At 60.4% G+C, this 12,458-nt stretch carries 13 protein-coding genes; 2 read left to right on the top strand and 11 right to left on the bottom strand.

Going from position 1 to position 12,458, the window contains the following annotated elements; translation table 11 throughout:
• Positions 1-38 precede the first annotated feature (38 nt).
• The 3 genes from C7T36_RS14440 to C7T36_RS14430 are packed head-to-tail and all read right to left on the bottom strand — an operon-like array spanning position 39 to position 2,586.
• Complete coding sequence (locus C7T36_RS14440; protein ID WP_045066244.1) at positions 39-914, bottom strand: MaoC/PaaZ C-terminal domain-containing protein; 876 nt, start codon at positions 912-914, stop codon at positions 39-41.
• A 7-nt stretch (positions 915-921) separates the two neighbouring features.
• Positions 922-1,353 carry an SRPBCC family protein gene (locus C7T36_RS14435; RefSeq protein WP_003944139.1) on the bottom strand — a complete coding sequence of 144 codons (432 nt, stop codon included), beginning with the start codon at positions 1,351-1,353 and terminating at the stop codon, positions 922-924.
• Positions 1,354-1,395: 42 nt separating this feature from the next.
• Entirely contained in the window at positions 1,396-2,586 is a 1,191-nt protein-coding gene (locus tag C7T36_RS14430) for a lipid-transfer protein (RefSeq protein ID WP_007735955.1), read from the bottom strand.
• A 102-nt stretch (positions 2,587-2,688) separates the two neighbouring features.
• On the opposite strand from C7T36_RS14430, the gene C7T36_RS14425 reads away from it, so the two are divergent.
• Positions 2,689-3,372 carry a TetR/AcrR family transcriptional regulator gene (locus C7T36_RS14425; protein ID WP_045066237.1) on the top strand — a complete coding sequence of 228 codons (684 nt, stop codon included), beginning with the start codon at positions 2,689-2,691 and terminating at the stop codon, positions 3,370-3,372.
• Between the two features lie 51 nt (positions 3,373-3,423).
• Here C7T36_RS14425 and C7T36_RS14420 read toward each other — a convergent pair whose 3' ends face one another.
• From C7T36_RS14420 to C7T36_RS14410, 3 genes are all read right to left on the bottom strand, one after another.
• Positions 3,424-4,662: an HNH endonuclease signature motif containing protein gene (locus C7T36_RS14420; protein WP_045066236.1), complete on the bottom strand. Its 1,239-nt coding sequence runs from the start codon at positions 4,660-4,662 to the stop codon at positions 3,424-3,426.
• Between the two features lie 166 nt (positions 4,663-4,828).
• The gene (locus C7T36_RS14415; protein ID WP_045066235.1) at positions 4,829-5,482 is read right to left on the bottom strand and encodes a DUF6308 family protein; all 654 of its coding nucleotides are present in this window, start codon (positions 5,480-5,482) and stop codon (positions 4,829-4,831) included.
• Positions 5,475-6,065, bottom strand: coding sequence for a hypothetical protein (locus C7T36_RS14410; RefSeq protein WP_033235407.1), 591 nt, complete (start codon positions 6,063-6,065; stop codon positions 5,475-5,477). The genes C7T36_RS14415 and C7T36_RS14410 overlap by 8 nt, the downstream gene beginning before the upstream one ends.
• A 166-nt stretch (positions 6,066-6,231) precedes the next feature.
• Between C7T36_RS14410 and C7T36_RS14405 the strand changes: the two genes are divergently transcribed.
• The gene (locus C7T36_RS14405; RefSeq protein ID WP_033235406.1) at positions 6,232-6,999 is read left to right on the top strand and encodes an SDR family NAD(P)-dependent oxidoreductase; all 768 of its coding nucleotides are present in this window, start codon (positions 6,232-6,234) and stop codon (positions 6,997-6,999) included.
• Between the two features lie 25 nt (positions 7,000-7,024).
• Here the strand turns inward: C7T36_RS14405 and C7T36_RS30720 are convergent, their stop codons facing one another.
• The 5 genes from C7T36_RS30720 to C7T36_RS14385 all read right to left on the bottom strand — a co-directional run bounded on the left by C7T36_RS30720 (position 7,025) and on the right by C7T36_RS14385 (position 12,382).
• Entirely contained in the window at positions 7,025-7,252 is a 228-nt protein-coding gene (locus C7T36_RS30720; protein ID WP_275586640.1) for an EAL domain-containing protein, read from the bottom strand.
• Positions 7,253-7,288: 36 nt separating this feature from the next.
• Complete coding sequence (locus C7T36_RS30130) at positions 7,289-8,050, bottom strand: hypothetical protein (RefSeq protein WP_181317474.1); 762 nt, start codon at positions 8,048-8,050, stop codon at positions 7,289-7,291.
• Positions 8,051-8,063: 13 nt separating this feature from the next.
• Positions 8,064-10,349 carry a hypothetical protein gene (locus tag C7T36_RS14395; RefSeq protein ID WP_045066231.1) on the bottom strand — a complete coding sequence of 762 codons (2,286 nt, stop codon included), beginning with the start codon at positions 10,347-10,349 and terminating at the stop codon, positions 8,064-8,066.
• Positions 10,346-10,750 carry a hypothetical protein gene (locus tag C7T36_RS14390; RefSeq protein WP_052683447.1) on the bottom strand — a complete coding sequence of 135 codons (405 nt, stop codon included), beginning with the start codon at positions 10,748-10,750 and terminating at the stop codon, positions 10,346-10,348. The genes C7T36_RS14395 and C7T36_RS14390 overlap by 4 nt, the downstream gene beginning before the upstream one ends.
• Positions 10,751-10,825: 75 nt before the next feature.
• The gene (locus C7T36_RS14385) at positions 10,826-12,382 is read right to left on the bottom strand and encodes a TM0106 family RecB-like putative nuclease (RefSeq protein WP_045066835.1); all 1,557 of its coding nucleotides are present in this window, start codon (positions 12,380-12,382) and stop codon (positions 10,826-10,828) included.
• Positions 12,383-12,458: the final 76 nt, after the last annotated feature.

Genomic DNA, 12,458 nt, shown 5'->3' with positions numbered 1-12,458 from the left:
TTCAGATTCCCATCAGTTCAGTTGTCGGACATGAAGACTCAGTTGTCGGCGATGACCGCGAGGCCGTCCTTGATGACGAGGTCACCGAGCGCGCTGGTTTCGTACGAGTACGACGTGGCTCCGTCTGCCGAACCCGACTTGTAGAACACCGTCTCGATGTCCTGGGTCGGGAGCACGGGCTTCGCGAATCGCACTGCGAGACGGCGCAACCGCTCGGTCTCTCCGCCCGCCAGTTCGGTCAGGGCTCCCCACGACGTGAACGCCATCGTGCACAGCCCGTGATTGATGATTCCGGGGAGCCCGGACATCCGAGCGATCTCCTCGTCGAGGTGGATTGGCATCGGATCGCCGGAAGCCGGTGAGTACCGGAACGTCTGGTCCTCGTCGATATGCTGGTTCACCACCGCTGCGGGACTACCCGCGCGAAGAGCTTCGTCGAATCGGTGTTCGGGAGCCTTCTCACCCAGGCCGGGGCCTGCGTCGACCTTGCGGAAGAAGGCCGTCATCCACTGCTCGTTGACCAATTCACCCTTGTCGGTTTTGGTTTCGACGTAGATGACGACGGTGGAGCCGTTGTCCCGGCCCTCGAATCCGATGGGCTTGGCACGAGCGACCAGATGGTCACCGGGGTAGATCGGACGGTGGAACAGGAAGTCCTGCTCACCGTGAACGAGCTTCATCAGCAGTTCGACCGGCGCCACCGACAGCGCAGCGGGTGCCATCGACATGAAGACGGGTACCACCGCGAAGACCGGTGGAGCGATCTCGCCCTTCAGGTGTCGCTCGATGGGATCGTTGGTGGCAGCGGCGTATTCGGCGATGCGCTCGGCTGTCACCTCGAAGTGCTCCGGATCGGTCCATACGTCCAGCCCGGACGTATCGAATTCGACCGCGTTGGTCTTCGGTGTTGTCATTGAGCCGTTACCCGACCAGCTCGGCGAACTTAGCCAGCGAGGCCTCGAGATCAGCCTTGGCGTTCTTGGCAACTGCCTTGCCGATCGGCCCGACGATCATGGTGCCCTTGAAGCTGGCGTCGACGGTTGCCTTCGAACCCGCACCGTCGGCCTCGACCGAGAGAACGAATTCGACGGTGACGCCGGCCATTCCGGTACCGGCAATCTTGACCATCTTCGGAACCTCGACCTCTTCCACGGTCCACTCGATCTTGTTTGCCATCCCCATCACGGAGACGACCTCGGTGAACTTGGCGCCCAACGCAACCTCGGTGGGGAGTTCACTCTTCCAGCCCTGGTGAATGGTGAGCCACTCTTCCCAGCGAGACAGATCGGAGAGCGCATCCCAGGTCTTCTCGGGGGATGCGGGCAGTACAGCGGAGACGGAAACGGAAGCCATGATGAAACTCCTAGTGGGTAGCTAGCGGGTTGTGGGTGTGATTCAGCGTGCGTAGGGCTTGTATGCGGTCACGACAACTGCGCCGCCGAGTCCGATGTTGTGCTGGAGCGCGACCTTCGCGCCGTCGACCTGACGCTTGTCGGCGGTTCCGCGGAGCTGCCAGGTGAGTTCGGCGCACTGGGCGAGGCCGGTTGCGCCGAGGGGGTGTCCCTTGGAGATGAGGCCGCCGGACGGGTTGACCACCCAGCGTCCGCCGTAGGTGGTGTCGTCGGCGTCGACGAGCTTGCCGCCGTCACCTTCTGCGCACAGTCCGAGCGCCTCGTACGTCAGCAACTCGTTGGTGGAGAAGCAGTCGTGGAGTTCGATGACGTCGACGTCGTCGGCGGTGATCCCGGCCTGCGCGTACACCTTCTCAGCGGCCTTACGAGTCATGTCCGCGCCGACGAGACTGATCGCGCTCTTGTCCTCGAAGGTGCTGTTCATGTCGGTGACCATGGCCTGCCCGACGATCTCGATCGCCTGAGCAGCGAGTCCGTGCTTCTCGACGAATGCTTCGCTGGCGATGATCGCCGCGCCGGATCCGTCCGAGGTAGGCGAGCACTGGAGCTTGGTGAGCGGCCCGTGGATCTGGCGTGCTTCGAGGATCTGCTCGAGGGTGTACTCGTCCTGGAACTGGGCATACGGGTTATTCAGTGAGTGCTTGTGGTTCTTGACGGCGATCTTCGCGAACTGCTCTGCAGTGGTCCCGAAGCGTTCCATGTGCTCGACGCCCGCGGCGCCGAACATGTACGGAGCTGGCGGCATCGCGAACTCCTGCAGCTCGGCGAGAGCGAGGAGGTGCCGCATGAGTGGCTGTTCACGGTCGTCGTAGGTGGATCCGAGGGACCCGGACTGCATCTTCTCGAAGCCCAGCGCCAGTGCGCAGTCGGCCTGACCGCTCTTGACTGCCTGCGTGGCGAGATAGAGCGCGGTCGATCCCGTCGAACAGTTGTTGTTGACGTTGACGATGGGGATGCCTGTCAGACCGAGCTCGTAGACAGCGCGCTGACCTGCGGTGGACTCGCCGTAGACGTAGCCGACATACGCCTGCTCAACCTCGGTGTAGTCGATACCCGCGTCTTCGAGCGCCTTGGTACCCGACTCGCGTGCCATGTCGGGGTAGTCCCACTCGCGGGCTCCCGGCTTCTCGAACTTCGTCATGCCGACGCCGACGACAAAAACCCTGTTACTCATTGCCACTCCTGAAGAGAACGGTATCTGTGTGTGACACGCTGTCCCACCAAAGTATGTGAGACATCTTGTCCAGTCAATGGCCGGGTGAGTATCGTTCGATTTATGACAAAAACAGCCGAGTCGGCGCAGCCCGACGGGCGCAGCACTCGCTGGAACGATCACAAGGAGCAGCGCAAAGCGCGGATCCTCGACGCAGCACTCGATGCAGTCAACGAAGGTGGCGCCGATGTCGGCGTCCAGCAGATCGCCGAACGTGCCGACGTCCCCCGTTCCGTTGTCTACCGGATCTTCAAGGATCGAGCCGACCTCGACGAGCAGCTGCGAGTCCGCATTCTCGAGATGATGATGACCGACCTGACACCCACCCTCACGCCGCAGGGTACGGTCGGTGAGGCTATCTCGCGGGCAGTCGAGACCTACCTCCAGTGGATTGTGAAATACCCACGGCTACACCACTTTCTAGGCAAGGGCTCGCCGAGCACCCGAGCTACCGGTTCGAAAGTGGTGACCGGAACCAAGACAGCCATCGCCGTCCAGTTGGGAAACCTGTTGGGTGCGATCCTCGCCAGCCGCGGCAAACCGTCGAAGATGGCAGAGCCCTTGGCTTTCGGCGTCATCGGCTTGGTCGACGTCAGCGTCAATCGTTGGCTCAGCCAACCCGGTTCCGACGTGTCCGGCACTGAATTGGCCGAGTTCCTCGAGATTTCCATCTGGCAGGTTCTCGACGGAAATCTGCGACGGATGGGTGTGGACATCACTTTGGAGACGCCGATATCGGAGTTGTAGGCAGCAAAGTGCACCGGGGCATGTTTGATCCCCGGTGCACACGTTTGTTTTTCAGGCCGCTGTTGGCGGCGTGTTCCCGGGAACGGGAACTTGATACGGATCCACGGACATCGGTGGATAGAACCGGGTTTTTCGGTCGTCTCCGATGTCGACACGCCACTGCGTGTGATGCATCATCCGATGATGGTGACCGCATAACAAGATCAGGTTGTCGAGGTCCGTGGGGCCGTCATCGAGCCAGTGGATCAGATGGTGGGCGTCGCACCAGCCCGGTGGAGTGCCACAACCGGGGAAGGCGCATCCACCGTCCCTAACCGTCAGGGCCCGCCGCTGCGGGACGCTGGCAAGTCGCGCTTTCATACCGTGATTGAGCGGAACACCGTTGCTATCGAGAAGGATTCGGGTGACCTCGCAGTCGCAGGCCAGCATGCGGGCGGTGTCGAGGCTGATGGGGCCGGCCCAGTTGGTGATCGCGTACCCGAGTTCCTCGGTGGAAGGCAACATGTCTTTGAGGGCCTGAAGATCGGTCATGTCTTTTGCGGTGGCGGTGATCGTCAGGTGCGGTTTCACGCCGCCTTCGACGGGACCGAGACCCGCGGCTTCGTAGCGGCGCAGCATTTCACAGAATCCGTCGGCGCGTCGAAGTGCCGGGGTGCGTTCGTCTTTCACACCGTCCTTCTCCGGCGTGGGCGCCGAGAGGGCAGACAGTAATGCGATGAGACGGGCACCGTTGACGGCGTCGAGGTCACCTTTCACGCAAACTCGCCCGTACAAACCGCGGGAGGCGTAGAACTCGTTGAGCTCGGAGTCTTCACCGGCCGGCACTCCGTCGGCGCGGTTGCCGTACTGCTTCTGAATCCGCCGAATGGCGGCGCGGACGGAATCGCAGTCGGTGACCTTTTTCGAGGCGAGGGCCAGGAGGATCTCGCGGGCTTTCTCGACGTCGGCGAGGCTCATGTTCTTGGGCGGGTGCTGGCAGAAGTGGGCGACCTGACGCGCTTTCAACGCGTCGATATCACCGTCGTGAAAGGATTGTCCGACAACAGGTTCGAGCATGAACAACCGCGCCAGGCCCACCAACTGGCTGCATTCACCGATCTCGAGGTTGGTGGACAGGTGCAGCCACTGTGCGATAGCGCGGAATCCTTTGCCGCCGAGGGTGTCGCGGGTGAACATTTCCGTGATCATCACAACCATGCGGGACTGCATCTCGTGCCGGGCGCGAGCGAGGTCGAGAACCTCGGTCTTGAGGCCCTCGCCGTCGTATTGCCACGCTTCCCGACTGCCCATGAACTAATTTTAGTCGAACATAATTTCGATTCCTAGGGACATATCGGACACGTTTAAGCGAATCTGTGCTCGAGACTTGTTGACGTACAAGAATATTCAATGAACCGTGACCCACAGTTGCGCACTGCCATCGTGCCCAATCATGCAACGATTCGAAAGAACCCGTCTACTCCGAAGCGGGCTTGTAACCCTTGCCCTGCATCCACGCCAGAACGTCGAGGATCCGCACTGCGGGCACAACTTCGCCCAGACCTGCCAGATCGCGTAGGCCCTGCAATCGCGATTGGAGTTCCCCGTCGCGCAAGGCGCTGCGCACCGGCTCCAGATGGGCGGCCTTCGTTCCGAGTTCTCGACCGACGACGTCGTCGTAGATCGGGAAGAGCCGCGGGCGTTTGCGAGCAATCAGCTTGGATGCCATCGTGCGGCCGACGCCGTGGATCTCGCGCAGCGCTGTCTCCAGCCGCCACACCGGAGATTCCGGTGTCAAAGGATCAACTTCGTCCACCAGATCGCGATCTGGACCTACATCAGCCAGGAGCGCGTTCAGTGAAGCGTTGCTCTCCCCCAGCAGGAACAATGCGCCCTGGGCTGGAACCTGAACTGCGAGAAGTGTCACTGCGACAAGATCTTCCGCAGTGAAGACGTCCGCGTCGCGATCACGATTACCACTGGGATCCCAGGAATCCCACAACGCACCGGTACGGAGATACCCTGTCTTTCGGAGCGGCCTCGTGAAGTACTCCTGCAACACGTCGACGGCGCCGGCATCGTCACCGTCTCGCAGCACACGCGGCAAGCGGATGGACATTTGCTCAACCATGATCGACCGACCTTTCGAGTACGTACTTGGCAAATCCGGGGTTGTGGTACTGCCGGAAAGGCCCTTTGCCCTTGGCTACGAGATGCTCCGCCAGCGGCCGAACGGTCGACGCGTCGACGGGCAGTTCGGCGAACTGCTCCAACGCATCCGAGTCCTCGAGGCTGCAGTCGATCATGGTCCCGTCACCGTCGGCTGAAGCTAACGCAGTACGCCGGATGCCGAGCAAATCGTGTTTTGCAGCAAGTTCCTCGATACTGCAACCCGTTCGGGATTCCAACGCCGAACTCGACACGAAGACCGACATGACGTGTTCGATCGGTTGCCCGCCGACAAGATGACACTCGACGCTCAGCACTTCCATCGGACCGATGTTGAGGGTGAACAATCGATGGCGATCCGCGGATCGGTTTGTCGACGGCAGGCAGCTGATCGTCCACTGCTCGATCTCGACTGCCGCCGGAGCATCGAATGCGTAGGAAAGAACCTCTGCAATCAACTCGGCGAGATCCTCGAAGAGTGGGTCGCCCTGCAATCGCTCGAAGTTCTCGACCGAGGCGGCGGGGCGCACAGGTGCTTTGCTCACCGCGGCCCCCTCTCGTCCGATGAGGTCGAAACCTTACGTCTCACCTCGCATCAAAGGTACCCAGCGCTGTGGGGCCCTCGCGCGTTCGCCCTCACATAGAGCGCCGCGTTATGGTTCTCAACACGTACCACTGCCTTACCGATCGCTAACTCGAGGAGCATACGAAGTGGAAATCAAGGGAACCGCAGCACTGGTCACCGGAGCAGCTTCCGGACTGGGAGCAGCTACGGCCAAGCGCCTCGCCGACGCCGGCGCCACCGTCTTCGGCCTGGATCTGCCCGCGTCGATCGAACGCGCCGGCGACAACGTCCCCGCCGGTGTCACCCTCATCCCCACCGACGTGACCAGCGGCGAAGAGGTCGAAGCTGCCATCAACCAGATCGTCGAATCCGGCTCTCCGCTGCGAATCGTCGTCAACTGCGCCGGCGTCGGCTGGGCCGGACGCATCCTGTCCAAGAACGGCCCGCATGACCTCGAGCTTTTCCGCACGGTCATCACTGTGAACCTGCTCGGCACGTTCAACGTCATGCGCCTGGCGGCCGACGCCATTGCCAAGACAGATACCGTCGACGACTCGGGCCAGCGCGGGGTTGTCATCAACACCGCTTCCGTTGCCGCATTCGAAGGCCAGATCGGACAGATCGCCTACTCCGCATCCAAGGGCGGCGTGCACGGCATGACGGTTCCGGCTGCCCGCGACCTGGCTCAGTTCGGCATCCGCGTCAACACGATCGCTCCCGGCATCATCGACACCCCGATGCTCGCGGGCGTCACCGACGAGTACCGCAAGGGCCTCGAAGCCGGCGTTCCGTTCCCGTCGCGTCTGGGCCAGCCGTCCGAGTACGCGCAGCTCGCTCAGATGATCGTCGAGCACGATTACCTCAACGGCGAGACCATCCGCATGGACGGCGCTCTCCGCATGACACCGCGGTAGGTTTCTGTTGCCTTGTGCGCCTTTGTCAACCGTCCGCGGTTAACAAAGGCGCACAAGGGCTATGACCGTTTGAGGTATTCGGCGACGTCCGCCGCCGGTTTCGGCTCGCTGATGTAATAACCCTGAACCAACTCACAACCGGCGAATCACCTTCACTGAGCTCAGTGATGAATGATCTGTCGATTTTGAGAATGTCCATGGGCAGTTTCTTCAAACTCTCGAAAGACGAGTAGCCGGTTCCGAAGTCGTCCAACGCAATTGCGATCCCCGTCGCACGAAGACGGTCCAATTAGGCGACGCCGAGCGACGGACCGATCCACTCCGGATACTGCACAGCCATCGGCATAGTCGGCATGACATACCCGGGAGGCGAAATCAGCGCTCTACTCCCTTGGGTGTCTACGGTGAACGTCGGGAACTCTTGTTTCCACCAATCGACGCACCCTTGCGAGATCGCATTGCCCGGAATCGATTTTTCCTCCACGATTTTCCAGTTCCCGAAAACATTCCACGAGGGTGGGCGTTGGGCACGTGGATCATGACCTCCCACATCGGTGTCTACGATTCCCGAACTGCCCGCAAATTCAGCAGTATTCTCCAAAACTATACGCACTGAACCATCGAGAACAACCGAACTGTCAAATTTCGACGGCTTCTCGTGAACCAAATAGTCACACACAATTGCCGACACCGAATCTGAACTCTCCGAAAAATCGACAATATTCCGGAACCAAGTAAACCTATTATCGTAGTCGGGAGTCTGATTCACGATCCACGAACTAATTGAAGAACGATCCCTGGAAATGTCACGAATCGCATCGATGTAGCCCGGATAAGTAAACTCTGGTCCGCCGGTATGGGTGTACGCAGCGGCTTCGGCAGTCGCTCGAATCAATTCAGCACCGCGACCGAATAAGTCGACACCAGGATCAGCCGACCACACCGTTGTGTGCGGAAACTCCGACGCCGGTGCGACATCGGCAGAATTCGTCGGCGATCTGTCGCTGCCACACGCTGAAATAGAGGCCACACATATCAGCGCTACCGCCACCGAAAGTGCCCTGTTAGGGAGCATTCCACGCCACCGCATTGTATTTTTCCAGCATCCGCGTCGCATGGAAATCAGTTGAGGAACCAAACGTCGAAAACATTGTGTCAATATCACCCAGCCTATAAGGTTTTTCGTTGGTCGCCTCCTTAATTTGATCCCAAGATTTCAATTCTCCATCATCGAATGCCCACCGGTAAACTTCCTTGAATTCAGGTGGTAATTCCGGTGCCGCATTCAGAATATTGTAAGCCTGTCTAGCTGAGTCGAAACCTGCGAGTTTAGCCGTTTCAGGCCCTGAAGGCTGGGCACCGATTACCGACTCCTTCAACGGATCACCCCCGGCACCGATCATGGCGTTGATGTAATCCCCGCCAGGGAGGTTTCCGATTCCCAAGGTTCCGAGACTCATCAAGGCGCCATATGCATTGTTCTTGCGTGCATATATTTCGGCTGCCTGCGCCGCCTTGTCGTCGTAACCATCCTGAGTGCCACGCATCAATCCGTAGTCTGTCAGCCCCGCCAGCCTTCCCGCAGTATCCAAATTGTTGGCTGCACTTTCCCCCATAGGGTTCAGCGCATATGCACCCTGCCTCGCGAGCATCTCCTGGTATGCCGCTCGGGTAAAGTTCGTGCCAGCCGTTTCGTCGGTATTCATCAGAGCGAACACGTTTGCCGAGCCAGTGTAGTGACGAAACCCGTCGGGATCAGTCCACCCTCCGATGCTGAAACCTGGATGATTCTCAGGATCTTCACCAGCCAGATCAGAAACGTAGGGACTCATACTATTCGAAACTGTCTGCAACAGATCGGGATTGAGCTGGCCAGTCGACTGGCCGTCGGCTTCAGGGATATTGGACAGCAACTTCCACGCGTCGTCAGTACTAACCGCTTCCCCAACAGCTGACATGATGCTGCCGGTACGAGTTGCCGTGGCCACATCGGTGGGATCATTCGGATTCTCCACAGTGGCATCACCATCCGGGAAGCCGAAGAGCGTCGACGCGGCTTGACCGTCGTCAGTCCAGTTGTGGGACAGCACATCCTTCACGAAGTCGCTGCCGATCTCTGGATTGTTGACAACGGCATCGACGGCAATTTTGTCATGTCCCACAGCGGTGAAGATCTGCTCGGTGACGGCCATGTCCTGGGTACCACGCCCATCGACCATGAAGTACTCGAACTTGTGTTCCGGGTTCTGTTCATGAGCGACCTGCGCATCCAGGTATTTCTGCCCCACGTCGAGAAGCGCACTGTCCAGGGTGCTTCCGCTCTTGTACTGATCGTCGCCCATCGAAACGATGTCGGCGATCGCCTGATTGTCGGCAACCCCGTTGAGTGCGATGCTGGGAAGGCCGGATCCGCCAGCTACTTCAAAGCTGTTTACCACCAAGTCATCCCGAGTCAGAGACTCTCGCATCATGTCGGGTAGAAGGTTCAGACCGCCCTTGGTCGGAACGTCCGGATCACCCTCGACCGTCGCGCTGACGTTCTCGTTGGACAGTATCTGCAGCGAGTTTGCGACCGCAGCCTGCGCATCGGGCGGCAACTTCGAGAGCAGGTCTTCGATCTCCTGGGGCGATTTCCCATCCAGTGATCTTCCCAGCTGATTGAGGTATTCCATCTGCGACGCCGGGATTATCGCAGTTTCACCACGCTCCAACGCCGTGACCTGTTCCGGTGTCAGGTGGCCGGTTTCCGTGATCCGCTGCAATTGTTCCGGCGTCATCGACGCCGGATGTGTGGCTAGAGCGTCAGAATCACTCTTACCCTGCTCCCCACCCGAGGTAGCTGCGGATACAAATGTCACACGTAGCCCGTCACGAGCGCCTGCCAGGGAGCTTCGCACAGTGTTGTCCGCATTCTCGGTGGCATTTGCGGCGTCGGTCAGTTCACGTTGCCGTTCGACCATCAGGGCAACACGGGCTGTGTCCGGTTCGGCCGCGGTGTCGGTGAGAAGAAGCGCGTCCGAGACCACAAATCTATCCGCTTCTGCTGCAAGAACAGCCATTCGGGCCCGCTGCAAGGGAGCGTCGATCTCGTGAAAGCCTTGCTGTGCGGTTTTTGCCAGAGCTTCGAGAGCATCGACAACCTCGCCGGCAGTCTTCCTGTCTGCGGCGGCCCTGTCCTGAGCCGCTTCCGCGGTCTTTCCTTCCCAGTAAGCACCGTGGACGGTGGTAACACTGCTGAGGTACCGGGAAAACAGATCTTCCGCCTTGCTGCCCAAGGTAATCCACGCGTCGGCAACGGCAGTGAGCGACGCTGGATCCCACGATTCGATCTGTGCACGCGTCGGGGTCATGCGGTGGGTTCCTGGGCGACCCAGGCGCCTGTGGCGTCGGTGTACGCGGTGGCAAGTTCGGCCGCAGACTGCTCGTCGCAACTGCGGAACTTTTCGGCGACGTTGATCATGATGTCGCCGGTCTCGCCCAACCGTTCCTGCAATGAGGGAACCAGCACACCCTCGACAAGCTCGTGCGAGATCGCTGATGCTTCGAGAAAAGAGGTCAGCACCGTATTCGCAGGCACAAAAGGGAGATTCCCGAGCAAGGGCCCAGGCGCCATGGGGACAAACGTGCCACCAGTGGCGGGAGGAGCACCGGCCGACGGTCCCACGCTCAGCCGACCAGCTTCATCCGCGAGCCCGTGTAGCACCCCGCCCAAGCTTTTCAATTCAGCAATATCGGCCGCAAACGTACCCACGATCCCCCCTCGGACCTACGAGTCAGACCCCCCGACTCATGCAACGCGGGCCAAGTATACGTCGAGTAAGCCGGATTACAGATCCGAGGCGAGTGGAATTTCCTTCTCCGCGCGGTCCGTCATCCACTCACGTAAGACCTTGGTGGCGATGACATCATCCTCGTTGTACTGCAGGATCCGCGTCCGTTGTGTCTCGTCCGGCTCACCGTCGTAGCCGACCGCCTCGCGGTACCACGCCATCGACGCTTCACCACCGGCTTCGGCGTCGCGCCAATGGAATCCGGCAACGGGCGCAATCTTCTTGAGCCCCTTGCCATCCGGGCAGATGAACTGATCGCTGACAGCTTGGTAGATGTCCACCCACTGCGGACTGTCGATAAACTCCCGGATCTCTTCCTTGGTCGGAATGCCCGGTTCACCGGCAAATCGACGCGCAGAATCCAGAAGCCATTTGTCCTCCGCCGAACGTGAATAGCAGTAGGCGGCAAAGGTTTTACCGGACACCGCTGCGGCCGCACGCTCTGCCATCAGCCAACCCCAGAACTCCGCAAACGATCGCGCCTCGTCCCGTGTCGGCAACGGATCCCACGTCGCAAATCCCCGATACATCGAGAAGCCACCGACATTGAGCAAAGTTCCCCACAAATAGGCACCGTGCTCCTGGTAACTCTCCATGTCGACATCGATCTCGATATCGGCGCGCGTCACCGAGATCTTGTCGAACCGTCGTACCAACGGAGCGCCCGCCAGCCACGCCTTCGCGATAACGACGGCGTCGTCGAAGTTTCCGTGTGGCCAATCCTCGAGCGGCTCGCCCTCCCAGGCCGCGAGCTGATCGATGGTGTTGCATCCGGCGTCACGCAGAAGCTCGGCCCGGGAGCCGACCGCAACCAGACTCACATCACGGTTGCGGACCAACTCTTCCTTGCACTCCGTCCACCACGGGCACGATTTGCACTCGCTGACCTGAGAGGGAGACGTCAGCACCTCGCCGCGCGCCACGGCAATCCTGTCGTCGTAGCGCTCGTCGTAGTCCTCGAGAATCGCACTCAGGTCGTGAACGAGGATGCAGTCGCCGTTGTAACCGATCGCACCCGCCTGCAACGACGGACTCGCCAGTCCCCGGCGCTCGAGCATCCGGTAGACCTGCGCGACGCGCATCTGGTCGCGAACCTGGCCTCGTACCTTGCGCTTCGGATCGACTGCAGGCTCCCACTCGAACAGTCCAGATGTGATCGCGCCCTGCCCCGGGTCGGTGACCTTGTGGTTGACGACGATCACCGGGATATAGCCGCCGCCGTCCGTATCGCGGATCAGCATTTCGCATCGACCTTTGCGGCCGGTGTCGCGTTCGACGGGCAACACGGCGCCCCAGATGCGGTCGGCGCCGGCTTCACATGCGGCCAGGGTGTCGCGAGCTTGCGCCGCCGTCGACTGATCGGCGTTGATCCGCACCCAACGATCAGGAGCGGCGCCGATCACCAGCTCCGCGATCTCCGCACGCTTGGCCGTTGCCGATTCCTGACGCTGTTTGATGCCCGTATCGAGAGGTTCCGACGCCCATTTGCCCGGAAACAATCCGTCGAGACGCACCCGATGACGGCAACGCGTGAGCGCCCCTGAATCGATCAGAGGGAGCGAGGGCGCGGGGCTTTTATCGGAACACACGATGACGAAGATTATGTGCTCCCCTAGGCTGAAGCCGAAG

This window comes from Rhodococcus sp. AD45-ID (genome assembly GCF_003023755.1).
In the GTDB taxonomy this organism is placed as follows: Bacteria; Actinomycetota; Actinomycetes; order Mycobacteriales; family Mycobacteriaceae; genus Rhodococcus_F; species Rhodococcus_F globerula.
The sequence above is the reverse complement of the archived record's forward strand: the minus strand, read 5'-3'. Positions and strand labels throughout refer to the sequence as shown.

Bases quoted from the DNA above. Each gene is read 5' to 3' on its own strand.
- C7T36_RS14440 (WP_045066244.1), bottom strand. From the start codon at position 914: ATGACAACACCGAAGACCAACGCGGTCGAATTCGATACGTCCGGGCTG.
- C7T36_RS14435 (WP_003944139.1), bottom strand. From the start codon at position 1,353: ATGGCTTCCGTTTCCGTCTCCGCTGTACTGCCCGCATCCCCCGAGAAG.
- C7T36_RS14430 (WP_007735955.1), bottom strand. From the start codon at position 2,586: ATGAGTAACAGGGTTTTTGTCGTCGGCGTCGGCATGACGAAGTTCGAG.
- C7T36_RS14425 (WP_045066237.1), top strand. From the start codon at position 2,689: ATGACAAAAACAGCCGAGTCGGCGCAGCCCGACGGGCGCAGCACTCGC.
- C7T36_RS14420 (WP_045066236.1), bottom strand. From the start codon at position 4,662: ATGGGCAGTCGGGAAGCGTGGCAATACGACGGCGAGGGCCTCAAGACC.
- C7T36_RS14415 (WP_045066235.1), bottom strand. From the start codon at position 5,482: ATGGTTGAGCAAATGTCCATCCGCTTGCCGCGTGTGCTGCGAGACGGT.
- C7T36_RS14395 (WP_045066231.1), bottom strand. From the start codon at position 10,349: ATGACCCCGACGCGTGCACAGATCGAATCGTGGGATCCAGCGTCGCTC.